Source organism: Actinoplanes sp. NPDC023936 (assembly GCF_040639325.1).
Lineage (GTDB): Bacteria > Actinomycetota > Actinomycetes > Mycobacteriales > Micromonosporaceae > Actinoplanes.
This window is the reverse complement of record NZ_JBEZZR010000054.1, coordinates 22,270-48,063: the sequence shown is the minus strand read 5'-3', so window position 1 is coordinate 48,063 and position 25,794 is coordinate 22,270. Positions and strand designations below refer to the sequence as shown.

The 25,794-nt window shown below is 69.5% G+C and carries 27 protein-coding genes and 3 tRNA genes; 18 read left to right on the top strand and 12 right to left on the bottom strand.

The genetic code is table 11. From position 1 onward, the window contains the following. Positions 1-369: 369 nt before the first annotated feature. The 4 genes from AB0F72_RS39030 to AB0F72_RS39015 form a co-directional block, all read right to left on the bottom strand. Entirely contained in the window at positions 370-1,224 is an 855-nt protein-coding gene (locus tag AB0F72_RS39030; protein ID WP_360443163.1) for a Rieske 2Fe-2S domain-containing protein, read from the bottom strand. 35 nt (positions 1,225-1,259) lie between these two features. After that, complete coding sequence (locus AB0F72_RS39025; RefSeq protein ID WP_360443160.1) at positions 1,260-2,609, bottom strand: NAD(P)/FAD-dependent oxidoreductase; 1,350 nt, start codon at positions 2,607-2,609, stop codon at positions 1,260-1,262. A 130-nt stretch (positions 2,610-2,739) separates the two neighbouring features. After that, on the bottom strand, positions 2,740-4,080 hold the full coding sequence (locus AB0F72_RS39020) for a deoxyribodipyrimidine photo-lyase (protein WP_360443157.1): 1,341 nt from the start codon (positions 4,078-4,080) through the stop codon (positions 2,740-2,742). Next, positions 4,080-4,967, bottom strand: coding sequence for a phytoene/squalene synthase family protein (locus AB0F72_RS39015; RefSeq protein WP_360443154.1), 888 nt, complete (start codon positions 4,965-4,967; stop codon positions 4,080-4,082). Before AB0F72_RS39015 ends, AB0F72_RS39020 begins: the two co-directional genes overlap by 1 nt. A gap of 107 nt (positions 4,968-5,074) precedes the next feature. Between AB0F72_RS39015 and AB0F72_RS39010 the strand changes: the two genes are divergently transcribed. The 8 genes from AB0F72_RS39010 (at position 5,075) to AB0F72_RS38975 (ending at position 10,690) form a co-directional block, all read left to right on the top strand. Beyond that, entirely contained in the window at positions 5,075-6,103 is a 1,029-nt protein-coding gene (locus AB0F72_RS39010) for a polyprenyl synthetase family protein (RefSeq protein ID WP_360443173.1), read from the top strand. Positions 6,104-6,134: 31 nt separating this feature from the next. After that, positions 6,135-7,616 (top strand): phytoene desaturase family protein, encoded by a 1,482-nt coding sequence (gene crtI / locus AB0F72_RS39005; RefSeq protein WP_360443151.1) that lies wholly within the window; start codon positions 6,135-6,137, stop codon positions 7,614-7,616. Beyond that, positions 7,613-8,182 (top strand): isopentenyl-diphosphate Delta-isomerase, encoded by a 570-nt coding sequence (gene idi / locus AB0F72_RS39000; protein ID WP_360443148.1) that lies wholly within the window; start codon positions 7,613-7,615, stop codon positions 8,180-8,182. Before crtI ends, idi begins: the two co-directional genes overlap by 4 nt. Further along, on the top strand, positions 8,172-9,209 hold the full coding sequence (locus AB0F72_RS38995; protein ID WP_360443145.1) for a MerR family transcriptional regulator: 1,038 nt from the start codon (positions 8,172-8,174) through the stop codon (positions 9,207-9,209). Before idi ends, AB0F72_RS38995 begins: the two co-directional genes overlap by 11 nt. A gap of 170 nt (positions 9,210-9,379) precedes the next feature. Beyond that, positions 9,380-9,452: transfer RNA gene (locus tag AB0F72_RS38990), tRNA-Glu, on the top strand. A gap of 41 nt (positions 9,453-9,493) precedes the next feature. Continuing rightward, positions 9,494-9,567 (top strand) — tRNA-Asp (locus AB0F72_RS38985). A gap of 13 nt (positions 9,568-9,580) precedes the next feature. After that, positions 9,581-9,657: transfer RNA gene (locus AB0F72_RS38980), tRNA-Phe, on the top strand. Positions 9,658-9,901: 244 nt separating this feature from the next. Further along, positions 9,902-10,690, top strand: a complete 789-nt coding sequence (locus AB0F72_RS38975; protein ID WP_360443142.1) for a calcium-binding protein — start codon at positions 9,902-9,904, stop codon at positions 10,688-10,690. 435 nt (positions 10,691-11,125) lie between these two features. Here the strand turns inward: AB0F72_RS38975 and AB0F72_RS38970 are convergent, their stop codons facing one another. Beyond that, positions 11,126-11,374, bottom strand: a complete 249-nt coding sequence (locus tag AB0F72_RS38970) for a hypothetical protein (RefSeq protein WP_360443139.1) — start codon at positions 11,372-11,374, stop codon at positions 11,126-11,128. Between the two features lie 132 nt (positions 11,375-11,506). Between AB0F72_RS38970 and AB0F72_RS38965 the strand changes: the two genes are divergently transcribed. The 3 genes from AB0F72_RS38965 to AB0F72_RS38955 all read left to right on the top strand — a co-directional run bounded on the left by AB0F72_RS38965 (position 11,507) and on the right by AB0F72_RS38955 (position 13,090). Then, a complete protein-coding gene (locus AB0F72_RS38965; RefSeq protein ID WP_014440262.1) occupies positions 11,507-11,905 on the top strand; it encodes a hotdog fold thioesterase in 399 nt (132 codons plus the stop codon). 84 nt (positions 11,906-11,989) lie between these two features. Further along, positions 11,990-12,379 (top strand): hypothetical protein, encoded by a 390-nt coding sequence (locus AB0F72_RS38960; protein WP_360443136.1) that lies wholly within the window; start codon positions 11,990-11,992, stop codon positions 12,377-12,379. A gap of 36 nt (positions 12,380-12,415) precedes the next feature. Continuing rightward, positions 12,416-13,090, top strand: coding sequence for a DUF2786 domain-containing protein (locus tag AB0F72_RS38955; RefSeq protein WP_360443133.1), 675 nt, complete (start codon positions 12,416-12,418; stop codon positions 13,088-13,090). On the opposite strand, the gene AB0F72_RS38950 is transcribed toward AB0F72_RS38955, so the two are convergent. Continuing rightward, positions 13,077-13,385: a hypothetical protein gene (locus tag AB0F72_RS38950; protein WP_360443130.1), complete on the bottom strand. Its 309-nt coding sequence runs from the start codon at positions 13,383-13,385 to the stop codon at positions 13,077-13,079. The two genes, AB0F72_RS38955 and AB0F72_RS38950, sit on opposite strands and share 14 nt — an antisense overlap. A gap of 150 nt (positions 13,386-13,535) precedes the next feature. Here AB0F72_RS38950 and AB0F72_RS38945 point away from each other — a divergent pair, with 150 nt between their 5' ends. The 5 genes from AB0F72_RS38945 to AB0F72_RS38925 all read left to right on the top strand — a co-directional run bounded on the left by AB0F72_RS38945 (position 13,536) and on the right by AB0F72_RS38925 (position 18,767). After that, positions 13,536-13,970: a permease-like cell division protein FtsX gene (locus AB0F72_RS38945; protein WP_360443127.1), complete on the top strand. Its 435-nt coding sequence runs from the start codon at positions 13,536-13,538 to the stop codon at positions 13,968-13,970. 352 nt (positions 13,971-14,322) lie between these two features. Then, positions 14,323-15,924 carry a calcium-binding protein gene (locus AB0F72_RS38940; RefSeq protein ID WP_360443124.1) on the top strand — a complete coding sequence of 534 codons (1,602 nt, stop codon included), beginning with the start codon at positions 14,323-14,325 and terminating at the stop codon, positions 15,922-15,924. Positions 15,925-16,439: 515 nt separating this feature from the next. Then, on the top strand, positions 16,440-17,573 hold the full coding sequence (locus tag AB0F72_RS38935) for a helix-turn-helix transcriptional regulator (protein WP_360443121.1): 1,134 nt from the start codon (positions 16,440-16,442) through the stop codon (positions 17,571-17,573). Between the two features lie 432 nt (positions 17,574-18,005). Continuing rightward, entirely contained in the window at positions 18,006-18,368 is a 363-nt protein-coding gene (locus AB0F72_RS38930; protein ID WP_360443118.1) for a hypothetical protein, read from the top strand. 9 nt (positions 18,369-18,377) lie between these two features. Next, positions 18,378-18,767 carry an AlpA family phage regulatory protein gene (locus tag AB0F72_RS38925; protein ID WP_360443115.1) on the top strand — a complete coding sequence of 130 codons (390 nt, stop codon included), beginning with the start codon at positions 18,378-18,380 and terminating at the stop codon, positions 18,765-18,767. A gap of 660 nt (positions 18,768-19,427) precedes the next feature. On the opposite strand, the gene AB0F72_RS38920 is transcribed toward AB0F72_RS38925, so the two are convergent. The 4 genes from AB0F72_RS38920 to AB0F72_RS38905 form a co-directional block, all read right to left on the bottom strand. Continuing rightward, positions 19,428-20,687: a PrsW family intramembrane metalloprotease gene (locus AB0F72_RS38920; protein WP_360443112.1), complete on the bottom strand. Its 1,260-nt coding sequence runs from the start codon at positions 20,685-20,687 to the stop codon at positions 19,428-19,430. After that, positions 20,684-21,265, bottom strand: coding sequence for a hypothetical protein (locus AB0F72_RS38915; protein ID WP_360443109.1), 582 nt, complete (start codon positions 21,263-21,265; stop codon positions 20,684-20,686). Before AB0F72_RS38915 ends, AB0F72_RS38920 begins: the two co-directional genes overlap by 4 nt. An 82-nt stretch (positions 21,266-21,347) precedes the next feature. Next, positions 21,348-21,914, bottom strand: a complete 567-nt coding sequence (locus AB0F72_RS38910) for an RNA 2'-phosphotransferase (protein ID WP_360443106.1) — start codon at positions 21,912-21,914, stop codon at positions 21,348-21,350. Beyond that, on the bottom strand, positions 21,911-22,693 hold the full coding sequence (locus AB0F72_RS38905; RefSeq protein WP_360443103.1) for a methyltransferase domain-containing protein: 783 nt from the start codon (positions 22,691-22,693) through the stop codon (positions 21,911-21,913). The genes AB0F72_RS38910 and AB0F72_RS38905 overlap by 4 nt, the downstream gene beginning before the upstream one ends. A gap of 13 nt (positions 22,694-22,706) precedes the next feature. Between AB0F72_RS38905 and AB0F72_RS38900 the strand changes: the two genes are divergently transcribed. Continuing rightward, complete coding sequence (locus AB0F72_RS38900; protein ID WP_360443100.1) at positions 22,707-23,078, top strand: PPOX class F420-dependent oxidoreductase; 372 nt, start codon at positions 22,707-22,709, stop codon at positions 23,076-23,078. Positions 23,079-23,207: 129 nt separating this feature from the next. Here the strand turns inward: AB0F72_RS38900 and AB0F72_RS38895 are convergent, their stop codons facing one another. Then, positions 23,208-23,417: a BldC family transcriptional regulator gene (locus tag AB0F72_RS38895; protein WP_014687221.1), complete on the bottom strand. Its 210-nt coding sequence runs from the start codon at positions 23,415-23,417 to the stop codon at positions 23,208-23,210. A gap of 281 nt (positions 23,418-23,698) precedes the next feature. After that, positions 23,699-24,538 carry a hypothetical protein gene (locus AB0F72_RS38890; protein ID WP_360443097.1) on the bottom strand — a complete coding sequence of 280 codons (840 nt, stop codon included), beginning with the start codon at positions 24,536-24,538 and terminating at the stop codon, positions 23,699-23,701. 152 nt (positions 24,539-24,690) lie between these two features. Between AB0F72_RS38890 and AB0F72_RS38885 the strand changes: the two genes are divergently transcribed. Further along, positions 24,691-25,755: a Glu/Leu/Phe/Val dehydrogenase dimerization domain-containing protein gene (locus AB0F72_RS38885; protein ID WP_360443094.1), complete on the top strand. Its 1,065-nt coding sequence runs from the start codon at positions 24,691-24,693 to the stop codon at positions 25,753-25,755. The last annotated feature ends 39 nt before the right edge of the window (positions 25,756-25,794 follow it).

The following is a 25,794-nucleotide window of genomic DNA, read 5'->3' as shown; positions in this document are numbered from 1 at the left end:
AATTGGCACTGGCTTTTCAAGCACCCTGTTGAGTTCTCAAAGAACAACCGCACACCATCGTTCGAACCGCTTTCGCGGCCCGCCCCCGGGGCACTCGCTCTACTTTACTAGGCCTTCTTGGCGTTGTCAACCGGTTAATCCCGGTTGGTGCCGATCTAGCCCAGTACGTCCCCCGGCACAGCCCACGGCTAGGCCGTAGATCTGATTCGAAGGATTTGGCAGGACGGCCGCTGCGTGATCCAAAGTTTCGATCCGCTTGCTCGCCCGTTTCCCTGCCGGCTCGGAAAACATTACCCGCTGGTTTCCCGCTCTCCAAATCGGGTCCTAGTATCTCGCGTTCATGCAGGTCAGCGCAGGTGTATAGCGGATCTAGGGTCGGCGGACCTCGACCATGCCCTCGCGGACCCGGACCGGCAGTACCGGCTGATCGTTCCCGGCCGGCCCGTGCACGGCCCGTCCGTCGCTCAGCTGGAAGGTGCTCCCGTGCCAGGGGCACACCACGCACGCGTTCGGACCGCTTCCGATCACTTCGCCCTCACCGAGCGGTCCCGCCTCGTGCGAACACCGCTCGATCAGGGCGGACACCTGATCCCCGCGCCGGTACAGCAGCACGGGCACGTCCCCGGCCTTCCGGACGGTGACCTTCCGGTCCGGCAACGACGACAGCGAGCTCACCGCGGTCCACTCCTCCGGAACGAGAGCGACCTCGGGCGCCGCATGGCTGATGCCCGCACCCTGCGCGTACGCGAGATGTCCGCCCAGATAGGCGCCCGCTCCCGCAACCGACAGTCCGGCATAGGCCAGCGCCCGCCCCCGGGCGGCGTGGCCGGTGAGCCGTGCCACCAGCGAACTCGCGTAGAGGGCCGTCGCGACCAGGTTCGTAGCGGCGTGGACGAGCCCGACCCGCCGCCGATCCTTGGTCATCTCCGACCAGTCCACCCAGCCGGCGATCGCGGCCGGCGGCACAGCGGCGGTCCCCACCGCGATGAGCGTGGTGGCCGCCTTGGAGGCGCCCGGCACCAGATCCAGCACCGCCGCCGAGAGGAACGCGCCGACCGGCACCTGCACCAGCGCCGGGTGCAGCGGGTGCCCCATCTTCGTGCCGTGCAGGATGTCCCGCAGTCCGCGTGGGCGGACCGCGGAACTCACCGCCGACTGGATGGTGTCGCTGACGCCGTCGAGTGCTTCGGTCTGTTCGAGCCGGGTGATCGCCTGCCGCAACATGCCAGAAGGCGTTCCCCGGCCGGGACACCCCAAACTCAGCCAAGCGCCTCGATTGCGGAGCCGATGCCGCGGTGGAACGTGGGGTACGCCCAGATGGTGCTCCGCAGCGTGTCGAGCGGCACCGCGGCGTGCACGGCCACCGACAGCGCGCCGATCATCTCGCCACCGGCCGGCCCGGCCGTGGTCGCGCCGACGAGCACACCCTTGGCGTGGTCGGCGATCACCTTGATGAAGCCCTCGTTGCCCGGGCCGTGGATGAACCCCCGGGAAGTGGCGGAGAGCGGGACGTGCCCGACCCGCACGTCGAGGCCGGCGTCGCGGGCCTGCTTCTCGGTGAGGCCGACCGCGCCGATCTCCGGGTCGAGGAAGGTGACGCGCGGCCGGGCGCGGTAGTCGGCGCCGGGCCCGCCCTGGCCGAGGATGTCGCGAACCGCGATGTCCGCCTCGTACATCGCCATGTGGGTGAACGCGCCGTTGCCGGTGACGTCGCCCACCGCCCAGAGCTTGTCGCCGGCGCGCATCCGCTCGTCGGTGGTGAGAAAGCGTTCCGCGGGGTCCAGGCCGATCTCGCCGAGCCGGGCTTTGCGGCCGGTCGCGACGAGCAGTTTCTCCCCGGTCACCGTCGAGCCGTCGGTGAGGGTGACAGCGAAACCCGCGGCGGAGTGCGCGACCGAGGAGGCTCGGACGCCGAGCTTGAGCGTCACACCGTCCGCGGCGAGCACCGTCGCGGCCACGGCGGACGACTCCGGCTCCTCCATGGCGAGGATCCGATCGGAGCCCTCGACGATCGTGACCTGGACACCGAAGCGCGCGAAGGCCTGCGCGAACTCGGTGCCGATCGCACCCCCGCCGAGGATCAGCAGCGAGCCGGGCAGGGTGGCGGCTTCCACGGCGTCCCGGTTCGTCCAGTACGGCGTGCCGGCGAGACCGTCGATCGGCGGGATGACGGCTGCGGTGCCGGTGGCGACGACGATGCCACGGGTGGCGGTGTACTCCTGGTCACCGACCCGGACCCGCCCCGGTCCGGTGATGACGCCTGTCCCTCGTACGAAATGGCCGCCCTTGCCGGTGAATCGATCCACGGCGACCTTGTCGTTCCAGTTGTCGGTCGCCTCGTCGCGGATCCGCTTGGCGACCGGCGCCCAGTCCGGGTCGACAGTCGCCGAGCCGGCCAGGCCGGGAATCCGCCGCGCCTCGGCCAGCGCCGAACCGGCCCGGACCATGATCTTCGTGGGGATGCAACCCCAGTACGGGCACTCACCGCCGACCAGGTTGTTCTCGACGCCGACCACGTTCAGACCGGCCGCGGCCAGCCGCCCGGCGACCTCCTCGCCGCCGACGCCCAGACCGAGTACCACTACATCTACTTGCCGTGCTTCGCCCATGCGGTCCAGCTAAGCACTCCGGGCGGCAGCGTCGCGGGGCCCACCGGTGAACGTTTTGACGGACGCAACTCCGGCGAGCCCCGCTCAACCCACCCGGCGAACCAGGCGGGAACTCATCACCACCGGCGACTCAATTCCGCAGCCACACCGCCTCGTCACGGTGCGATTCCAGCGGTCCGGGGTAGTCGAGGGTGCGGCGGACCGGCACCGGCAGACGCCATGGCTGGTGCACGGCCGGGCCGTCGATGCCTTTGAGCTCGGGTACGTAGCGCCGAACGTACACGCCTTCAGGATCGAATCGGAGCGCTTGGCGAATCGGATTGAACCGCCGGTGCGGCCGGGTGTCGTTCCCGGTGCCGGCCACCCACTGCCAGTTGCCGGAATTGTTCGGCACGTCCCCGTCGAGCAGCCAGCGGAAGAACCAGTCGACGCCGGCCCGCCAGTCCAGGCCGAGGTGTTTAGTGAGGAACGCGGCGGTGATCAGGCGGGCCCGGTTGTGCATCCAGCCCTCGGCGCGCAGCTGGCGCATCCCGGCGTCGACGACCGGGACGCCGGTGAGCCCGTCCTGCCAGTGCGCGAGCGCGTCCTCGTCGTACCGCCAGTCCCGGTCGCCGCCCGGGCGGAGCGGCTCGGTGGACAGCTTCGGGAACACCCGCGCGACCTGGTAGTAGAAGTCACGCCAGCAGAGCTGGCGGACGAAGGCTTCGGCGTCGCGCGCCCGGGCTGCCTCGGCGAGGGCCAGTGGCGAGAGACAACCCCAGCGCAGGTACGGGCTGAGCCTGCTCGTCCGGTCGCCGGGCAGGTCATCGTGCACGTCCGGGTACCCGTCCATCCCGTACCCGTCAATCGGGCTCAGCCAGGCAGTGAGCCGGCGCCGGCCGACGGTTTCGCCGCCCTCGGCGGCATGGGGGGAGTCGCCGTCCGGGATCGCGGGGAGGAGCCCGGCAGCGATGCCGTCCGGAAGCGTGACCCGCTGCGGCACCGGCGCCGCCACGCGCCACCGCGTCTGTGACCAGACCCGGAAGTACGGGGTGAAGACCTTGTAGCAGTCGCCTCCGCCACCCGGCCGGAGCACGCCCGGATCCACGATCGTGACGCCGGGATGGAGCCGGACCGCGATCCGGTGCCGTTCGCCCTCGTCGGTGAGGCGGCGTTCCCGGCGGCGGGCGTACCCGCTGACGTCGGCCGCCAGATGGATGGTCCCGGCGCCGTGCTCGCGGGCCAGCCGGATCGTCTCGGCCACCGGGTCACCGCTGCGGACGACCAGGTCACCACCGCGCTCCCGGAGCTGTTCCCGCAGGTCGGCCAGCGACTGGTGGAGGAATCGCGACCGGTTGCCGGAGAGCCCGGCCAGCGTCGGATCGAGGACGTAGAGCGGGATCACCCGGTCCGCCCGCGCACATGCCTCGGCGAGCGCCGGGTTGTCGTGCAGGCGCAGGTCCCGGGTGAACAGGACGACTGCCGTGTTCATCAGGCCGCGCTCGGGATCGGCGTCCCCGGCCGGGTGAGCAGGCTGCGGACCGCGACGGCGGCCCGCCGGCGGTTGGGCACCGTGGCGCGGCGGGCGAAGACGTCGTAGTCGGCTGCCTCGACCTCGTCGAGGATGCCGCCGTAGAGCTGGAACGCGGTGCGCATGCAGGCCTGCGAGGCCGGTTCGAGCATCGGGATGCCGGGCGCGGCGGCCGCGTAGTGCTCCCGGGCCCGGCGCACCTCCGCCTTGATCAGCGCTTTCACCGCCGGGGTGGCGATCCGGCCCTGCAGGATCCGGCGGGACAGGCCGAACTCGTCCAGGTGCTCCTCGGGCAGATAGACACGGCCGCGGTCGAGGTCCTCGGCGACGTCCCGGATGAAGTTCGTCAGCTGGAACGCGAACCCGAGCTGGCGGGCCGGCTCGCGGGCGGCGGCCGGATCGGAGGAGCCGAGGATCGGCAGCATCATCGTGCCGATGACGGCGGCCGAACCCTCCATGTAATCCAGCAGGTCGTCGTAGGTCTGGTACGCCGTGACCGTGATGTCCATCGCCATGCTGCGCAGGAACTTCTCGAAGTCCTCGAGGTCGAGGTCGAAGACCGCGATGGTGTGCAGCACCGCGGGCAGGATCGGGTCGGCGGTCGGCTCCCCGCGCAGCCCGGCCAGGAACTCCTGGGACCACTCGGTGAGCAGCGCGGCGCGCTCGGCGGACGGCCGGGATTCGGTGCGATCGACAATTTCGTCCGCATATCGGGTGAATCCATATAGAGCGTGGACGTGCCGACGCTTCCATGCCGGTAGCAACCGGGTCGCGAGGTAGTACGTCCGGCCGTGCTCTCGATGCAGTTTACGGCAGCGCGCATAGGCAGCCGCCAAATCGGTATCCATCCCGGGCCTCCCGGCAAAATCGACGCACGAATCGACGCAACTTCAAAAGTTAGGGTACGGTATTCCGCGTGGCCAATCACACCCTCGAGGGAAGTCGCTGTGAAGCGATCCCGCGCCAGTCGGTCTCGCAACGAGCGCTGATCGGCGCCGTCGAGGGCACCCTCGCCGACTTCCTCGCTTCTCAGATCGCTGCCCTGGATGCCGTCGACCCGGCGCTCGGCGGTTTCGCCCGCACCGCCCGCGACCTGGTCATGGCCGGCGGCAAACGGCTGCGGCCGACGTTCGCGTACTGGGGGTGGCGTGGAGTCGTCGGCCCCGCCGAGCCGGTCGAGCCGGTCTTACCCGCTTTCGGCGCCCTCGAACTCATGCACACGTTCGCGCTGGTGCACGACGACCTGATGGACGAGTCGGACACCCGGCGCGGCCGTCCCACCGCTCATCGGATCTTCGCCTCGCAGCACGGCGAGCACTTCGGCGGATCGGCCGCGATCCTGGTCGGCGACCTCTGCCTGGTCTGGGCCGACCAGTTGCTGAGCCGCACCCGGCTGCCCGCCGCCACCCTGCTGGAGGTCCGCGATCGGTATGACCGGATGCGCGTCGAGGCGATCGCCGGGCAGTACCTCGACGTTCTCGGCGAGAGCGACCCCGCCTCGTGGTCGGTGGAGCGGGCGCTGACCGTGGCCCGGCACAAGACGGCGAGCTACACGATCCAGTGGCCGCTCTCCTTCGGCGCCGCGCTGGCCGGCGGCGACCGGCGGCTCGACGAGGCGTTCCGGGTCTACGGGATCACCATCGGCGAGGCCTTCCAGCTCCGTGACGACATGCTCGGCGTCTACGGCGATCCCGCGGTCACCGGCAAGCCGGCCGCGGACGATCTGCGGACCGGCAAGCCCACCACCCTGCTCATGCTCGCCCGGCGGTTGTCCACCGACGCGCAGCTCGCCGCGTTCGCCGGCGGCGACATAGCGCGGCGCGCGCAGATCATCGCGGAGACCGGCGCGCCGCGCCGGATCGAGGAGATGATCCGGGTCCGGGTGGACGAAGGCTTGGCGGCTCTCTCCGAAGCCCCGATTCACCCGGACGCGCGCGCCGCCCTCATCGACTTGGCAACCGTCGCGACGCACCGACCGGCATGATGTTCTCCCCCCTCTCTTTGGAGCTCCCCTCGTGCGTGTAGTGACCGGACCCACCGACCGGGTCGTCGTGGTCGGCGCCGGCCTCGGCGGCCTTGCCTGCGCTCTTCATCTGGCCGCGGCCGGCCGGCAGGTCACCGTCGTCGAACGCGAACCGATACCGGGCGGCCGAGCAGGCCGTCTCTCCATCGGCGGTTACGAGTTCGACACCGGGCCGACCGTGCTGACCATGCCGGAACTGATCGCCGAGCCGCTCGCCGCGGTCGGCGAGAAACTTGAGGACTGGCTGGAGCTGCGGCCGCTCGACCCGGCATACCGGGCGTACTACCCGGACGGCTCCACCCTGGACATCCGCACCGACACCACCCGGATGGCCGCCGAGATCGCGCGGGTCTGCGGCGCCCGGGAGGCCGACGGTTACCTGCGGTTCGTCGACTACACCCGGCGGCTCTGGCAGCTGGAACGCAACGACTTCATCGACAAGAACCTCGACACCCCGCTCGATCTCGTGAACGTGGGCCTGCTGAAGCTGCTCGGGATGGGCGCGTTCCGGCGCATGCAGCCCAAGATCGAGCAGTTCTTCCGGGACCCGCGTACCCAGCGGATATTCTCGTTCCAGGCGATGTACGCCGGACTCGCGCCGCACGACGCGCTCGCCATCTACGCCGTCATCGCGTACCTCGACTCGGTGGCCGGGGTGTACTTCCCGGTCGGCGGCATGCACGCGGTGCCGAAAGCGATGGCCGCGGTGGCCGAGAAGCACGGCGTGACGATCCGGTACGACACCACCGTCGAGCGTGTGCTCACCACGAACGGCCGGGCTACCGGCGTCGTCACGGCCGGTGGCGAGCACATTCCCGCCGACGTCGTCGTCCTCAACCCGGACCTGCCGATCGCGTACCGGGATCTGCTGCCCGGCAAGCGCCGCCGCCCGCTGCGCTACTCGCCGTCCTGCGTGGTCCTGCACATCGGCTCGGACCGCGCCTACTCCAAGATCGCCCACCACAACATTCACTTCGGAAAAGCCTGGAAGGGTACGTTCGACGAGGTCATCCGCAAGGGTCTGCTGATGAGCGACCCGTCCCTGCTGGTGACCAACCCCACGCGCACCGATCCGGCGTACGCGCCTGAGGGCAAGCAGACCTACTACGTGCTGGCGCCCGCGCCCAACCTCGTGGCCGGCCCGATGGACTGGCGCGGCGGCCTCGGCAAGCGGTACGCCGACGAGATCCTGCGGGTGCTCGAGGACCGCGGCTACATCGGGTTCCGCGACGGCGTCGAAGTCCAGCGGATCGTCACACCCGCCGACTGGGCCGACGAGGGCATGGCCGCCGGCACCCCGTTCGCGGCCGCGCACACGTTCGCGCAGACCGGACCGTTCCGGCCGTCGAACATGCATCCGACACTGCCCAACGTCGTGTTCACCGGCTCCGGCACCCAGCCCGGCGTCGGCGTGCCGATGGTGCTGATCTCCGGCAAGCTGGCCGCCGCGCGCGTCACCGGGGGTGGCCGGTGAGCTCTCGGGAAACGCATCTCGTCGAGCTCGTCGACGAGGCCGGGAGCACGGTGGGCTCGGCGACCGTCGCGGACGCGCACACCGCGCCGGGACAGCTGCACCGGGCGTTCTCGGTCTTCCTGGTGGACGACCAGGAGCGGGTGCTGCTGCAGCAGCGGGCCGCGACCAAGACCCGGTTCCCGCTGCGCTGGGGCAACACCTGCTGCGGGCATCCGGCGCCGGGAATGACGGTGGCCGACGCCGCCGCGCAGCGCCTCGGCGAGGAGTTGGGCGTCGCCGGGGTGCCGCTCCTGGAAGCCGGCGTGTACTCGTACTTCGCGGAGGACCCGATGACCGGCCGGGTGGAGCGGGAGTACGACCACGTGCTGATCGGCCTGCTGCCGGTCGGCACCCAGTTCCGGCCGGACCCGGCCGAGGTGGCGCGGCTGCTCTGGGTGTCCGTGCCGGATCTTCTCGCCCGGCTGGAGAGCGATCCGGAAACGTACGCGCCCTGGCTCGGCGGTGTGACGGACCGCCTGGTGGCCCATCTGTCGGAAAGGTCCCCGGAGCGGTCAGGTGGCAAATGAGGGCCTGAGCGCGGGTGCCGCCGCGCGCCGGCTCGGCGTCGCGGTCACCACCTTGCGAACCTGGCATCAGAGGTACGGGCTCGGGCCGAGCCGGCACGAACCCGGGCATCACCGGCGATACACCGTCGAGGACATGGTCCGTCTGCAGGTCATGCAGCGGCTCACCGCTCAGGGGGTGTCGCCGGCGGAGGCGGCTGCCTGGGCGCGGCGCGCCCCGTCGGACGCTTCGCTGTCCGGTGGGTCCCCCGAGCTCTCGGGCGCTTCTCCGGATCTCCTGGGCGCTTCTCCCGATTTCGCGGGACGGTCTCCGCATCTCTCGAGCGGGTCTACCGATCTCTCCGGCGCTTCTCCCGATGTCTCCGATCTCTCCGGCGCCGCTCCGGCCGGGGGTGGGCAGACCATCGCGCTCGGGCCCCGCGCCAATCCGGCCGCTCGGGGACTGGCCAGGGCCGCGATGCGGCTCGACGGGCCCTCGATGCGCTACATCATCGAGGCGGCGGTCACCGGCCGGGGCGTGATCCTCGCCTGGCTCCACGTGATCATGCCGGTGCTGATCGGCATCGGGGAACGGTACGAAGCCACCGAACGGTTCGTCGAGGTCGAACACCTGCTGTCCCGGACCGTCACCGAGGTGCTCGCCGCCGTACCCCGGCCGCCCCGTGACCGCGAACCGCGGACCCTGCTCGCCGCCGCCGACGAGGAACAGCACACGCTGCCGCTGGAGGCGCTCGCCGCCGCGCTGGCCGAGCAGGGAGTGCCGACCCGGCTGCTGGGCGCCCGGGTGCCGGCACAGGCTCTGCTGGACGCCGTGAACCGCACCGGGCCGGCCGTGGTGGTGCTCTGGTCCCAGCTGCCCGGTACCGCAGGTGTCGATCAGCTGGAGCGGATTCTGGGCGTACCCAAACCGCCTTTGATCCTCGCCGCGGCCGGTCCCGGCTGGCCCGTCGAAGGCCTCCCGCCCACCGTCACCACCCTTAGTGATCTTGCAAGCGCAGTCCGCCTCATTGCCCGGGCGACCTCCGATTGAGGTCCACGTTTCCGCAGGTCAGACGCGTGCGAAGAAAAAGGGGGGTACCGATTTGGAGACCGCCCGGGGGATCACATATGCTTTGCGAGCACTCAACGGGACGCGGTTGAGGCGAAGGCCACCAGCGTTGCGATCTCGCCACCAGCGAGGTGTGCAATGATGGCGGAGTTGCCCTCATCGTCTAGTGGCCTAGGACGCCGCCCTTTCAAGGCGGTAGCACGGGTTCGAATCCCGTTGGGGGTACTGGTAAGTTAGCGGCGCAAGTTGCTGACGAACCGAAGCAAGGTCCTGTGGAGCAGTTGGAGTGCTCGCCGCCCTGTCAAGGCGGAGGTCGCGGGTTCAAGTCCCGTCAGGACCGCAACACCAAGCACGGCCAGGTAGCTCAGTTGGTACGAGCGTCCGACTGAAAATCGGAAGGTCGGCGGTTCGACCCCGCCCCTGGCCACCAGGCCTCTCGCCGGGCACTGAGCACCGTCCACCTGCGGAAACGCACGGTGGACGTTTTGCTTTCCGGCCCTTTCTCCTCCGCTTCTCTGCCGCTTCTCTGCCGCGGAATTGACCCTCCGCCGTGCTGGACGACGTGGTGCGTCGCCCTGCTGGAGGTCCGCGTGACACGAAACCGGGACACCTTTTCGTGAGCCGTCCTCATAGGATCATCACAGCGGGGCGCCATCGACGACGGGGGATCTCTCATGTTCTTGTTCAACCGCAGGGCGTTGGCGGCGATCGGCGCGGCGGCCGTGGCGATGTCGGGCGCGGCGGCCCTGGTCGCCTCTCCGGCGCAGGCGGCCACGCCGGCCAAGGCTCAACTCTTCACATCGGACAGCAGCGTCATCGAGTTCATCGCCGCTTCGGGTCAGACGAACTCGCTGGTCATCACGGTCTCGGGCCGGACGATCACGCTCAACGACCGGGTCGCCATCAAGGCCGGCAAGGGCTGCAAGGCGGTCAAGGGCGACCGCACCAAGGTCAAGTGCACGACGCCGGGGAAGCCCCGGCTCGTCACCGCCGAGCTCGGTAACCGGAACGACAAGATCGTCAACAAGACCTCGGTGCCCCTGACTGTCTTCGCCGGTTCGGGCAACGACCGGGTGCACGGCGGCTCGGGCGTGGAAACCGTCTTCGGCGGAAGCGGCAACGACACCATCCTTGGGAACAAGGGCCGCGACGAACTGCACGGTGACACCGGCAACGACACGATCCGGGGCGGTTCCGGTAACGACATGCTCGCCGGGAGCTCGGGCCGCGACAAGGTCTACGGCGACAGCGGCAACGACTTCGTCCTCGGCAGCGAACTCGACGGCGACATCCCGGACAGCGGCGACCTGCTGTACGGCGGCACCGGCAACGACCACGTGGGCGGCGACGCCGGCAACGACAAGATCTGGGGCAACGCCGGCGACGACGTCCTCGCCGGCGGCCCCGGACATGACCAGATCTACGGCGGCCCCGGCAAGGACCGGATCAGGCAGGGCTGGTAATCCGACGGCAGCGCCCTCACCGATCCGGTGGGGGCGCTGCCGTCGGCACAGGGTGAACGCAGCGGTGGATGCGTTTCTGGAGGAGTCCGCGCAGAGAAGGGCCGGCCCCTGCGGTCTGCCGGGCGGCGATGAGGTCACACCGAAGCGGTACGTGTGCGTTCATCGCTGCCCCGGCGTGGACGAGGGTCCACGATGACGATGCGTGTGACCTCATCCGCGCTGAGCCGACGGGACCGCCGGCTGCCCGGGGGCCGCTGAGCCGACGCGGCCGCCGGCCGCCCGGAGGCGGGTGAGCCGACGGGGCCGCCGGCCGTCTGGAGGCGGGCGGGGCGGGTGAGGCGACGAGGCCGCCGGCCGTCTGGAGGCGGGCGGGGCGGGTGAGGCGACGAGGCCGCCGGCCCCCTGGAGGCGGGTGAGTGGTTCGGTTCGCGGGGGTTAGGCGACCGGGGGGAGGCCGCCGTCGCCGTCCACGATTTTGTCCGGGGTGCCGTCCTCGTCGAGGTCGACCATCGTGATGTCGACCAGGCCGTCGCCGTCGGTGTCGAACTGGTAGAGGTCGGGCTTGCCGTCGCCGTCGGTGTCGGAGACCCAGACGTCCGTGAGGCCGTCACCGTTCGCATCCTGTTTGAGCAGGTCCACCCGGTACTCGCCCCGAGTCTCGATGATCTCCTGCGGCTCGCTCATGGTGCTCCTCTCGTCGGGCCCTACACGTACCCCCGGCCTCGGCGGGTCACTCCTGTTCCTGTGACGGGTGTCGCTGGGGCCGCACGAGGAGCAGCGGTAACGTACGCCGTCGTGGATATAGCGGAAGACGGCATGCAGCATCTGTTCACCAGCAACGGCGGTGGGGCGCTCGCCGAGCGGATGGGTATCGCGATCACCGAGGCGAGTGCCGAGCGGGTCGTCGGGACCATGCCGGTGGAGGGCAACACCCAGCCGTACGGGCTGCTGCACGGCGGCGCATCGTGCGTGCTCGCCGAGACGCTCGGGTCGGTCGGCGCCGTGATGCACGGGCAGACCGTGGACCGGCCGTTCGCGGTGGGCGTCGACATCAATGCGACCCACCACAAGGCGGCCCGATCCGGGCTGGTCACCGGCGTGGCGCTGCCGGTGCACCGGGGGCGTGCGGTGGCGACGTACGAGGTGGTGCTCACCGACGAGTCGGGCGAGCGGGTCTGCACGGCGCGGATCACCTGCTTACTCCGTGGTGCGTGAAATCCCGGTGCGTGAAATCCCGGTGGTGTGTGAAATCCCGGAGTCCGCGAGCGCTCCTTGACGGCTGGACGTACCTTTTCTTGCGTGACCGAAGTACCACAGCACGCATTCGACGACGCCGCGCAGATCCTCCAGTGTGCGATCAGCGGCGACAGCGCTGCTGTGGCCGACACCTTCGACGCGGTCGTCGACCGTGAGGGTGTCGTCGGCGCGTGGGACGTTGCGTGGTGCCTGGCGGCGACCATGGTCGGGCAGCTGCCCGGCAGCGGCGCCTGGACCCTGGAGTTCCCCGGCATCGACGACGCGCAGTACGACAAACGGTGGGTGGCCCGTTTCGTCAGCGCGTACGTGAACGGCGACTTCCCGACCGGTGAGGCGCTGTTCGGTGCGGCAATCGCCGACGGCCAGCTTCCGGACTGCCTGCTCGCGCTCGCCGGATCCACCGTCGCGACCCTGCGCCGCCGGGCCGCGTGACAGGGCTCCACCCGTACCCATGAATTGCCGTGCCCGATGAATGACAGCCTGCTGGCGCGCGTGCGCAAGCTGCTCGCGATGGCCGAGGACCCGGCCTGCACGCCCGGCGAAGCCGAGGCGTTCACCGCGAAGGCCGCCGCGCTGATCGCGAAGTACGGCGTCGACCAGGCCATGCTCGCCGTCGGCGATCCGGCGGCCGATCCGGTCGGGGATCGCATCGTCACGATCGACCCGCCCTACGCCCGGGACAAGGCGGGCCTGCTGGCTGCCGTGGCGGCCCCGATGCGCTGCCGGGTCGTCCATCTGGAGCGGGGTGGGCTGGCTCGGAGTCACCTGTTCGGGCACGCCGCTGACCTGGAACGGGTGGAACTGCTCTTCACGTCGCTGCTGGTGCAGGCGGCGCACGGGCTGGCGGCGACCCCGGTGCCGCTCGGTGAGCATCCGGCGGCCTATCGGCGGTCCTGGCTGGTCGGGTACAGCCAGGCGGTCAGCGCGCGTCTGCGGTTCGCGGAACAGGCCGCCGCGGCCGAGACGCCCGGCGCCGAACTGGTCCTGGTCGACCGCACCGATCTGGTGGAGCGGCGACGCGACGAGACGTACCCCAAACTGGCGAAGATGCCGCCGCGCCGGCTGCAGGGCAGCGGGCGGGTGCGTGGTTACCGTGCCGGTCAGCAGGCCCACCTCGGCGGGCCGGAGGTCAGCCCTTCTTGAGGTAGAGGGCCTTGGCGTACTGGGTGACGGCGGCGTTGTTGTACATCGAGGCCTGGGACATGAAGAACTGGTTGTCGGCGATCGCCCGGGCCGCCTGCGACGTGCCGGACCAGCGGATGTCGGCTTCCGCCTCGGACAGGCCGCGCGCCTTGAACTGCCGGCGCATCGCCATCTTGCCGGAGCGGAACGCCTCGCCCGCTTCCTCGGCGCTCTTCATGCAGGACATCGCCTTGTCGCTCAGCGCTTCCGCCAGGGTGTAGGCCGCCTGTTCCGCTTCGTTCGTGAAAGTCTGCACGACGTCGCCCTCCTCGGTAGTCGACCGCTATCACTCTCGTGGAACGGTCGGCGACCATCAAGGGGCTCACCCTCGCCTGTGGATGCCCTGTGTAGCGGCACCGGTCTATGATCACGACAGCGTGCGGCCGATCATGCCGGAGGATTCCCCTTGTTCCGACGTCTTCTGGCGTTCACCGCTGCCGCGCTTCTCGCCGGTGCGGCCGCCTCCACCACCGTGCTGCTCGTCGCGGGTTACCGGTACGCGCCGGTGCGCTCGTACGAGGTGACCGTGGAGCTGAGTGAGTCAGCCACCGAGGAGCACAAGTCGGCGATCCGGTCCGAACTGGACGATGCGCCGGGCGAAGTGGTCTTCGAAAACCGCGAGGAGGCCCTGGCCCGGTTCCGGAAGGAATGGAAGGACGATCCGGAACGGGTTGCCGGCGTACAGGTGGAAAGCATGTCCGAGTCGTTCCGATTGACCTCAGAAGGGCGTGAGTTCGACTGTGCGCCGATTCCGAGGATTCGCGAATTGCCCGGTGTGGAACGGCTCTGGGTCGTCATGGAGCCCACCGCGAGCCGCCCGGGAGCCGAGATCGGGTGCTGAGGAGTACCTGGTCTTACTGCGAGATGAACATTGCGTCGGTACGGTCCCGTTCTGTAGGTTGGGCCTTGGCACAGCCATCAATGTGCGTTGAAATGTGGGTCACGGGGGAAGGTCGCGCGAATTAGCGCGCCTCCGTTCTCGGCTGTATGCCCAACGGGGGGTATTCGCGTGTTCCTGTTCGAGCGGATGACTCTGGCCGCTTTTCTCGCCACCTCGGCTTGTCACACCACAGCTTTCTCTCCGCCGCGTCGGCATCTGCCGCTTCGCCCGGCGATCTGAACTCAGCCCTGACCCAGACGAACGCCCGTCTCGAGTCCGCGCCCACGAAGTAACACCGATTCCTGGAGATCACATGCTTCTCAACCAGCTCGCCCGCCGCCGGGCGATGACGTCGATCGGCCTGCTGGCCACCGCCGTCGTCTCGGCAGCGCTCTTCTCCTCGCCGGCACAGGCGGCCGCGGCCGGCAGCGCCAAGGTCGTCGGCACCAACGCGGTGCAGTTCTCGGCCGCGGCGGGTGCGACGAACGCGCTCACCATCACGATCTCCGGCCGTACCGTGACGCTTGACGACCGGGTGGCGCTCAAGCCTGGCAAGGGCTGCAAGAAGGTCGACACGACCAAGGTCAAGTGCACCACGTCGAAGGCGACCGCGAAGCTCACCGTGTCGCTGGGCGACAAGAACGACTCGGTGAACAACAAGACCAAGGTCGCGCTCGTCGCGAACGGTGGCGCGGGCAACGACACCCTGACCGGTGGCTCCGGCGCCGACAACGTGCGCGGCGGCACGGGCAACGACAAGATCAACGGCCTGGCGGGCAACGACCGGGTGTACGGCGAGGCCGGTGACGACACCGTCTACGGCAGCACCGGCAACGACTGGATCGACGCCGGCGTGGGCAACGACAAGGCGTACGGCGAGGTCGGCAACGACGTGCTCTACGGCAACGTCGGCAACGACCGCGTGTCCGGCGGCGCCGGCAACGACACGGCCGACGCGGGCGCCGGCAACGACCTCGTCTACGGCGACGCGGGCAACGACAAGCTGTACGGCCGCGACGGCAACGACCAGGCGCGCGGGGGCGACGGCGTTGACCTGATCTACGCGGGCGCGCACAACGACGCCGCCTACGGCGACGCCGGCAACGACAAGATCTGGGGCGAAGCCGGCAACGACACCGTCAGCGGCGGCATCGGCAACGACATCGTCGACGGTGGCATCAACAACGACACCATCTACGGCGACGCCGGCAACGACACCATCACCGGTGGCGCCGGGGCCGACAAGGTGTACGGCCGCGACGGCGTCGACCAGATCCAGGGTGGCGCGGACAACGACAGCATCTGGGGCGAAGCCGGCAACGACGTCCTTGAGGGTGGCGCCGGGGACGACGGCATCAGCGGCGGCGCCGGCGAGGACTTCGTCGACGGCATGGGCGGCAACGACTCCCTCTACGGCGATGCCGACGGGGACTTCCTCTTCGGCGAGACCGGCAACGACAAGATCTGGGGCGGTGCGGGCGAGGACGTCGCGTACGGCGAGCTGGGTGACGACGTTCTCGCGGGCGACGCGGGCGAGGACATGCTCTCCGGCGACGTCGGCAACGACCGGCTCCACGGCGGCACCGAGGACGACTTCCTGGTCGGCTACACCGGCAACGACACCCTCCTCGGCAACGCCGGCGACGACATCCTGATCAGCGAGGACGTCAACGTGGACACCGGCGCCCCGATCGGCAGCGACGCCGCTCTGGACGTCGTGGACGGCGGCGAGGGCACGGTCGACATCGGCTTCGTGATGGCCGGTGCCAGCGTGACCAACACCGAGTTCATCAACCCGGACCTGACCGGCGTGTCGGTCTCCGCTCTCCGCTCCTCGTCGGCGTCGGCGGTTCCGGCGGACACCGCCGCGACCATCGCTGAGGCGACGAAGAAGCTGGCGGACGCCCGCCGGTAACACCTGGCTGCGGTTCGACGGCCCGGTCGCTTTCCAGCGGCCGGGCCGTCGCTGTCATTCCTGTGGTTTTGCTATGGATCCGGGGCTGGCCCTCGATCAACTCGGGATTCCTCGCTATCGTTGGGTCCAGGCCCGCGCCGTCTCCCCCGTGACAGCGCGGGCCGTTTTACGTCCTCCACCGCACGCACGGGTATGGGTACGAGGTTGCGGGATCCGGGGGCATCGCCCTGGCAGCCGAAGGCATGCGACACAGCGCATGTCGCGGGGCGTCGGCCGGGTGCTCGGAACTACGCGGCCAGCGCGGGAAGGTGCATCTCCACGCCCGTGGTGCCCTCGCCGCCTGGGCAGCCAGCAGCACTAAGACACCGCTCGGATGATCGGCACACATCTCGATCCGGTCGACCGACAGGAATTCGCTTACCGCCGGCGTTGAGGCTGTTGACGTACCGTCGATGCCGGCGGCCGGAGTAGAGGCCAGCCGCCGCACCCTGACCTCTACCAGGGGAGCCGCCGCAATGTCTGAGATCGGTGACCGCATCTTCGAACTGCGCAACGAGCGTAAGCCCCGGCTGACCCAGCAGGACCTTGCCGAACGCGCCGGCGTATCGCTCGATCTGATCAAGAAGATCGAGCAGGGAGTCAAGTCTGGATCCTTGCCCTACTTGACCAAGATCGCTAAAGCTCTCGACGTCGACCTGGGCGTGCTTGTCGGTAAGCCAACGCATCTGGAATCCGTGCCGGATGCTGGCGGCATCCTCGCCCTGCGTCGAGCGCTGACTCCCGTTGTCGACGATCCCGGCGAGCCGGCAACCGCCGACGAGCTCCGTGCTTCCATGCGGCGCGCGTGGGAGGCGTACTGGTCTGGTGACTACGACTTGCTGACCACATTCCTGCCGACGGTGATCACCGATGCACGCCGCATTGGGGCCGCCGATATTCACGCCGAGGCCAGCCAGCTCGCCGCCTCCACACTCGTGCATCTCGGCCACCCCGATCTGTCTCTGGTGGCTGTCGACCGGGCCTTGGACGCCGCAGAGAATCAGAACCTGCGTGCCGCGGTGGTCGGCACCCGCAGTTGGGTGCTGCTCAACCAGGCCCGCGCCGACGATGCCGCGGCGATAGCGGTGCGGGAAGCCGACGAGATCGAGCCGAATCGCAAGGCTGCGCCGGAGGCCGTCAGCATGTGGGGCAATTTGCTGATAACCGGGGCGACCGCAGCGGCCCGAGCCGGGAACGACGACGAGGCCCAGGACTTACTCCAGGTGGCACACGGGGCGGCAGTCCGGCTGGGTCAGGACCGCAACGACTGGAACACGACCTTCGGCGTCACCCAGGTGGTCATGCAGCGGGTCGACGCGGCTGTGGTGGCTGGCGACTACGCGCGTGCCTTGGATGTCGCTCGGGCGATGCCCAGAGACAACCCCATGCCGCTGGCCGCGCGTTCCCGGCACAAGACCGACCTGGCGCACGCGCACGCCGGCCTCGGCCGGTACGCCGATGCGGAGCGGATCCTGCTGGAGATCGAGCAGGAGGCGAGCCAATGGATGCGTTACCAGCCGTTTCCCCGCGCGGTGGTCGGCTCGCTGCTGAACGGTCGGCGCCCGTCGCCGAAGCTGCGCGGACTGGCACGCCGGCTCGGTGTCAGATAGGACGCTCCGTCCCCTCGCCGAGTGTCGTATCGAGCGAAAGGGTATCCGTCGTCCCTTCCGCTGCGTGATCATCGGATCTACGTTCGGTAGCACCGATGGCGGCCGGCGTCGATTGGACATCTTCAGCGGCCCGCCATCGCGCTAGCGGCGGCGGGCAATCCCCCGGCAGGCACCGATCTGACTCGCCACCGCCCAGATTCCCGGATCGGCTCGGCGAGCGGAGGCGAGAAGCGTGACCAGACGGCAGCAGCACCCGATCGAGCATGGACGTCGACGGCTCTGGCGGCACGGTAAGCCATGGAAGGTCGACTGCCGTTGCGGCGTCGACGTGTATCCGTGCCTGGCGGAACGCAAGCGCGCCGACCGTGCCCGACTCTCCGAGCCGGTCCCAGACTACGGGCGGCGACCCGTCAACGCGGGCAGGTGGCGGTGATGCGCAGGGAATACCCGGCAGGCGTGGTCCTCCACGCACCGCACTGCGTCGAGGGCGGCAATTCCCCCGCCGCACCGATCGACGCGGCCTACGAGGCGTACCCGTCGCGGCAGCTGCACTTCTGCTTCGGTGGCATGGTGCCGCCCGGCTTGATGGACGCGCACACGCTGAAAGAGATCATGCCGTTCGTCGTCGTGGAGCAGATCGAGTACGGACATCACGGTTATGTACAGTCCGGCAGCTGGCCGGATGACGCTACCCGTCCGTTATGCCGCACGTGCCAAGGCACACATGGCGAAGCGGTGCCGACAGCCGCCAAGACGCCGAGCGGCCTGCCGCAGCGTCCGAACCTTCTCCCGTAGGCGTCGGCCATGACAGTCGAGCTCGAGCGGCTGATCGCTGCCGCGCTGACCGCTCACACCTCTACTGACGGGCAGCCGCATGGCACCGGCGGTCCGGTGATTCACCTGTCGGTGGCCCAAATCGCGACGATCGCCGTAGAGGTGATCAAGGGCCACGGGAAGCAGCGCCTGATGGGCGCTGCCGAGGTCCGGGCCCGCCTCGGCGTCTCACGCCAACGGGTCTATCAGCTGATCAACAGGCCGGACTTCCCGGAGCCTTACGCGGTGATGGTCGCTGGCCGGTTCTGGGAGGAATCGGCGGTGGAGGCGTGGATCCAGGTGCACCGGCCTACCCGCTCCCCAGATCAGCCGATCGGTAGCCAGAACGGGTGCCGCAGGCTCGTAGCGAACGGGGAGTAATCACCCTCACCCGTGTCAGTCGAGTCGTCGCGCCACCGATCAGTATGGTCAAGTTCGCCGCATCCCGAGGGGGCATTGGTAGCGCGGTCTTATCGGGGTCGGCCTGGTGGGTGCTTTCCTTCTGGGCGGATGCGGATCCCCTGGCGAGCAGGCGGCCGACGGCTCGAACTCACCTGCGTCGGCGGAGAGCGCCGCCAGCGGGCCGGATCACGTCCGGCTCAATACCGCTGTCATGAGTAGCCTTCCCGTGCTGCAGCACGGTGAGTGACTATCCGGCTTGCCTGGACTCCACGCGCCTCATCGCTTTGAGGACGGGTTGCGAGATACACGGATCATGCCGTTCGTCGTCGTAGAACAGTTCGAGTACTGGCAACAGGACGATGTGCGGTCCGGTAGATGGCCAGCAACGGCACCGTCCGCTGTGCCGCATGCGCCGAGGCACACAAGGTGATTCGGTGCAGGCAGGCATGATGTCGGACGGCCTACCACGACGTCCGAGCTTACGAAGGTGATCGCAGCTGTGCTCACCGCCCACGCCTCTGCCGACGCGCAGTCGCATGGCGCCGAAGACAAGATCTCGGAAATTCTTGCTGGGGCTAGTGGTCCGCATGTCGGTGGACCGCGACGCTCAGCTTGGTTGGGCTGACAGGGTTGGGCGGATCAACCGCCGCCGAGGGCGGAGAGCGCCACCCAGACGACCGCTATCGCGAGCGCGGCCGTGCCGACCGTCGAGGCGGTGTGCCGCCAGAACGGGACGCCCTCGACCGCCTCCGGGTGGCCCAGGCTCTCCAGGCGGGCGCGATGTGCCAGTACCTCGGCGGCCGTCTCGGGGACCTCGGTGGAAGCACGGCTCAGGTCGACCGCCAGGCGCGCCTGGGCACGCTGCAACCGCCGTACCGTCGCTCGGGCTCGGTATCCGGCTCGCGCGGCAGCATGCCGGCGGGCCGCCGCCCGCCGTGACCCGGACCCCAGCACCCGCAGCTCGTTGTCGGTGATCAGAGCGGGGTCACGCAGCGTCGCGAGCTTCGCGACGTAGTACGCCGCCTCGCGGTCGTGGGCCCGGCGGACCAGCCAGAGGATCAGCAGCAACGGCGGCAGGCCCTTGAAGACCAGGACCGCGAGCAGGGCCAGCGCGCCGTTGCCCAGGCCGTCCCGGAAGAGCGGCGAGTTCCACAGCACGTGGGAGGCCCACGCGCCGAACAGGGCGAGACCGGCCATCGTGAGCCGGTGGCGTCGGGTGCGGTCCGGGTTGACCACGAGGTAACCGATGCCGGCGCCGGCCAGCGCGCCGAACAGGGTGTGGCTCCAGACGCCGGCGAGGAAGCCGCGGACCAGGAACGTGGTGACGACCGGCTGGATCTGGTCGCCCTGACCGGCCAGCGCGACAGCGCCGATCGCGAAGACCACGTCCTCGACGATCTGGAAGCCGAGCCCGACCAGCGCGCCGTAGACCACGCCGTCGAGCACGCTGTTCACCTGGGCGCGGGCGATCAGCACGATGGCAACCACACCGAGGGTCTTGGCGATCTCCTCGACCGTGGGCCCGGCCAGCGCGGCGCCCCAGTCGGCGGCGAGGTGCGGCGAGCCCAGTTTCGCGATCAGGTTCTCCAGCGCGGTGCTGCCCGGAATCGAGACAGTGGTGGCGACCAGGCCGCCCCAGGCGAACGCCACCACCCGCAGGCTCGGCGGTTCCTGTTCCAGGAAGTCCAGCTCGGAGACGAAGAGCCAGAAGGGTACGGCGAGGAGCGCGAACAGGCCGATCGCGGTGAGCGTGGCGACCGGGTAGGCGCCGAAGAACCGCACGCCGATCTGTGCGATGCGCAGCGCCCCCGCGGTGATCAGGACGAACACCACCCAGAACGCCGGGTTGCGGGCGAGGGTGATCGCCCGGGCGCCACCGGGGCGCACCGCCTCACTCATCGGCGCCCCTCGTAACGCAGGGTGCGGGTGCTCGCGTCGATCGCCGGCAGGGTGCCGTCCAGGTCGAGGTCGCCGCCGATGACCGTGACCTCGATGGTGAGCCCGTGCACGACGAAGACGGCGTAGCGCCCGCCTCGGTCGCCGGCGGTGTATCCGCCCTGGACCCCGGCGAGCCCACCGGCGGTGGAGACGGCGAGCTGGGTGCCGGTCACCTGGTAACCACGGGTGCCGGTGATGCGCTGACGCAGGCGGACCGCGGCCGCGGTCAGGTCGCCGTCGAAGGGTTGCACCGCCACCGCGTACCGCACCGGGCCGATGCGGAACAGCGCGCTGCCCCGGTCATCGCCGGGCCGGGTCCCGGTGACGTCCAGCGTCGCTCCGGGTGGCGGCACGATGGTGACCCCGGCACCGACCTCGTAGGGCGCCCCGGCCGGGATGGCTCGCTGAGCCGGAACGGCCCGGTCCAGCAGTGGCAGGCCGAACGCGAGGCCGGCGAGCACGAGGACGAGAACGAGCGCGATGGGAAGACCGAGAGTGCTGGGAAGGTCGGTGTGCTGACTGCGCGTAACCCTCCCCATCCGTCCAAGTTAACGGCGCTTCCGGGCCGTTGTCCGGAGAACCTTTGGCCGCCCACAGTGGATAGACGATCAACCTGGCAGATTACGGATTTGTCCGTTTTACCGATAGGTGCGAAGCTGGCACGACAGTGGTCAGCCATACTCCGTTGTCACTGCGGTGGAAGACGTGGCCCTCCGTAACCATCGTCCCGGACGCCACCCGGAACACCACCACGTCCGGTGACCGGCGGCGGCCGACCTTCAGCGCGGTCGGCACATCGACGGAGAGATGGACGTGATGCCGGCTCCCGGGGCGCAGCCCCTCCCGGAGGATCGCGTCGAGGTTCGCCCGGGGCGTGCCGTGGAAGAGCTCGTCAGGCGGCGTCGCCGGCGGCAGCGAGAGGTCCACGGCGACCCGCCGGGAATGGCCCTGGCTGGCCCGGATCCGGTCCACGCCGTCCGGGCCGGGCTCGACGGCGAACCGCTGCTTGTCGTTGCCGGCCACCACCACGTCGAGCTCCTCGCGGCTGATCCCGAGAGCGGCGAGGAAGGCGGGGACGGCAACCCATCCGTTCGCGTCCAGAGTGAGGCCGGCGGTCTCCGGCCGGTGCCGCAGCACCATCGACATCCGCCGGCTGAGGCGGACCTGGTCGCGGGTGAGTTCGGTCAAGTGTGCAACTCCATGACCGCAACGTAGTAGGGGTGATCCCGGTCGTCGATCGATTTCAGCCGCCACCCGGTGCCCGGCAGCAACGACTCGATCTCGGCCGGAGAGCAGTTCAGGTAGTCGAACCAGTCGGAGGCGATCTCCCGGTACCGCAGGCGCAGGCGGAGCTGTCCCCCGAGACGGCCGCGTTGCCGGTTGCGCTCGTGATAGGCCACGTGCACCGGGTCCCGCGTCCCGTACGGATCGGTGCCCTGCGCCACGAGCCGTGCGCCGGGAGCGGCCAGCCGAGCCAGCGCGGCCAGCATGACCGGCGCCCGCTCCGGGCCTTCCAGCAGGCCGAGGTTGTTGCCGAGCAGCAGGAACGTGTCGTATCGGACGGCCGCTCGGGAGAACTCGTCCACGGTGTTCAGCACGGTGTCGCGCAGGCCGCGCTTGCGGGCCACCTCGATCGCTCCGAGCGAGGTGTCCAAGCCGGTCACCGGGATGCCGTGACGCTGAAGCTCGATCGCGATCCGGCCGGCGCCGGTCCCGATGTCGAGCACCCGGCCACGGCAGAGCTTCAGCGCCCGGCGATCGTAGGCCTGCCAGTCGTCCGGCTCGTTCAGGTAGTGGTCGGCCGGAGCGCCGTTGATCAGACCGTCGTCCCGCTCGATCACCTCGATGACCGGCCGGTAGTACTTTCCGCCGGCGAGGGGACGAGGCCCGATTCCGGTTCGTACCGCGTACGCGTCCCGGATCATCTCACCGAAGGCGTCGCCGATCGTCGGCTGCTCCATGGTCATCTACTCTTGAGGAATGGCCGGACTGGAGCAACTCGGATCCGAGAAATACGCCCTGCTGACGACGTTCCGCAGGGACGGGCGCGCGGTTGCCACTCCGCTGTGGGTCGTGCCCGACGGCACCGGCCTCGGGTTCTGGACCGTGGCCGACAGCGGCAAGGTCAAGCGGATCCGCAACAGCGGCCGGGTCACCGTGGCGCCCTGCGACATGCGCGGCAAACCGACGGGTGAGGCGGTCGAGGGGACCGCCCGGATCGGCGATCGGGCCGACTTCCATCGGGTCGCGGGAACGCTCAAGAAGAAGTACGGGTTCATGGGGCGCCTGACAGTGCTCGGCAGCCGGCTCCGGCGCGGAGCGGACGGCACTGTCGTCGTCCTGGTGGACTGACCCCGCCCGTACCCGAAGATCTTGTCTTTCGTTGTTCTTGAGGACAGGACAAGAACTCAAGATGGTACGAAGAAGGGGCGATCGCCTTCCCCAGCGCTCGCCCCTTGCAACGATGTCGGTCGAATGCGGTCAGTCGCCCTGACGCTGCGTCGGAATCTGTCCTTGCAGCAGGGCGCGGACTTCCGACTCCCGGTAGCGACGGTGGCCACCCAACGTGCGAATTGCGCTGAGCTTGCCAGCTTTCGCCCACCGAGTAACGGTCTTCGGGTCGACTCGGAACATCGACGCCACCTCGGCCGGCGTTAGTAGCGGCTCAGGATCGTGCGTACGCGATGCCATCGGTCACTCCTCCACAGGTGCCTAAAAACATCGGCCGGGGTCCCGCCGGCCGGTGCGTCTCTCATGGTCCGGCTAGTCCCCGATGTCCGACATGGGCCGAACGGACGAACGTCCCCAGATAGATGGATGAAGCATGCCCGATTTTTGCGTGTTTTATACGCCAGATAGTGCCGCGTTTAGTCCGATTATGACGGTTCGGTAACCGGCGATCACGAAGAGTGTTCGCTTCGGGAGCGCTCCCGTTCACTGAGATACGTACGCGTCTGTCCCATTTCCGCTGGTCAGTTGCATCGCTCGAGAAGCTGGACGGCACGCCACCGCGCCACGAGCTTCTCGTAAGCCTCACTTGCTGACTCAGCGTCACCGCGAGAAAGCGCAGAAAGTCCGGCTGCCACCAGTCCGGGGGAATCGTCCTCGGTCAGTTTGTCCTCCGGAAGGAGGTTGACCAGGCCGCCGTAGTCGAGCTCGACCACCGACCGTGGATGGAACTCCTCGAGCCAGCGGGTGCCCTCCTCGACCGCCTCGGTGATCGGCGCGTCGCCCAGCGACTTGCGCAGCACGGACACCGCCCGGTGCGCCCGGCGGCGGGCCTTCGAGATCTCCGTGCGGTAACGCAGCGTCCGGCGCCGGGCCTTGAGCGCGATGTCCCGCTCCTCGGAGTCCACGAAGGCGAACCAGCGCAGCGGCACGCCCCACGTGGAGACCTGCTCGTGCACCCGGGGCACACCCTGCTCCAGCACCTTGGCGCCGCTGCGCCAGTCCTCCACGACCGCTTTCGCCTGGCCGGCCAGGATCGGCGGCACGAACGCGTCGGCGAGCACGGCCGGCACCCCGTCCCGGGCGGTCAGAGCCGCCTCGGCGACCCGCAGGCGCAGGTTCCACGGGCAGACCAGGATCGAGTTGTCCCACTCCAGCACGTACGCCTCGTCGGGCAGGTCCGGCAGCCGGGTCCAGCCGGCGCCGAGGGCCTCCAGAACAGCGGTGCGCTGGCGAACCGGCCCCTCGACCGGGCCGAGGTCACGGCCTTCCTTCGCGTAACGGCGCCAGAAGGACTGCCGGTCCCGGTCGAAGGCGGTCAGTGGCTCGTAGACCCGTAGGTACGACGCGAACAGTGACGGCACGGCGCGATCCTTTCACGAATCCGCCCGGGTGGAACTTCCCGCGCGGACGTAATCGGTGCGGCATTCACACCGATAGGCTCGTTTGCAATCCGGCAGACCCCCGCCGGAGTCACGGCCCCACGAGGGTCACACCAGAATCAGGAGTGCAAACGATGGACGTGTTCGACACCGACGGGCACGAACAGGTCGTCTTCTGCCAGGATCGAGTGACCGGCCTGAAGGCGATCATCGGTATCTACTCGACGGCCCTCGGCCCGGCACTGGGCGGGACTCGTTTCTACCCGTACGAGAACGAGGCCGCCGCGCTCGCCGACGTGCTGAAGCTGTCCCGCGGCATGGCGTACAAGAACGCCCTGGCCGGTCTCGACCTGGGCGGCGGCAAGGCAGTCATCTGGGGCGACCCGGCCCGGGTGAAGTCCGAGGGCCTGCTCCGGGCGTACGGCCGCTTCGTCGAGTCGCTGCACGGCCGTTACTACACCGCCTGTGACGTCGGCACCTACGTCGCCGACATGGACGTGATCGCCCGTGAGACCCGGTTCGTGACCGGCCGCAGCGTCGAGCACGGCGGCGCCGGCGACTCCTCGGTGCTCACCGCCTGGGGCGTCTTCCAGGGCATGCGCGCCGCCGCCGAGCACACCTGGGGCACCCCGTCGCTGCGCGGCCGCACGGTCGGTGTGGCCGGCCTCGGCAAGGTCGGCAAGTACCTCACCGGCCATCTGGTGGAGGACGGCGCGACGGTGGTCGCCACCGACGTGAACGAGGCCGCCCTCGAATGGGCCCGGACCACCCACCCGGCGGTCCAGCTGGTGCCGGACACCGCGGCGCTGATCACGTCCGACATCGACGTGTACGCGCCCTGCGCCCTCGGCGGCGCGCTGAACGACGAGACCGTCGGCGTCCTCCGGGCGAAGGTGGTCACCGGCGCGGCGAACAACCAGCTCGCCCACCCGGGCATCGGCAAGCTCCTGGAGGAGCGCGGCATCCTCTACACGCCGGACTACGTGGTGAACGCGGGCGGTGTGATCCAGGTGGCCGACGAGATCGAGGGCTTCAACTTCGAGCGCGCGAAACTGCGGGCGACCGGGATCTTCGAGACCACCCGGCGGATCCTCGCGCTCGCCGGCGACGAGGGCGTCCCGCCGGCCGTGGCCGCCGATCGCCTCGCCGAGCGGCGGATGGCCGAGGTCGGCCGCCTGCGGGCGATTTACCTGAACTGAGCCGGCCGGGTCTGTTTCGGGAGGGGTGCTGGACCACGC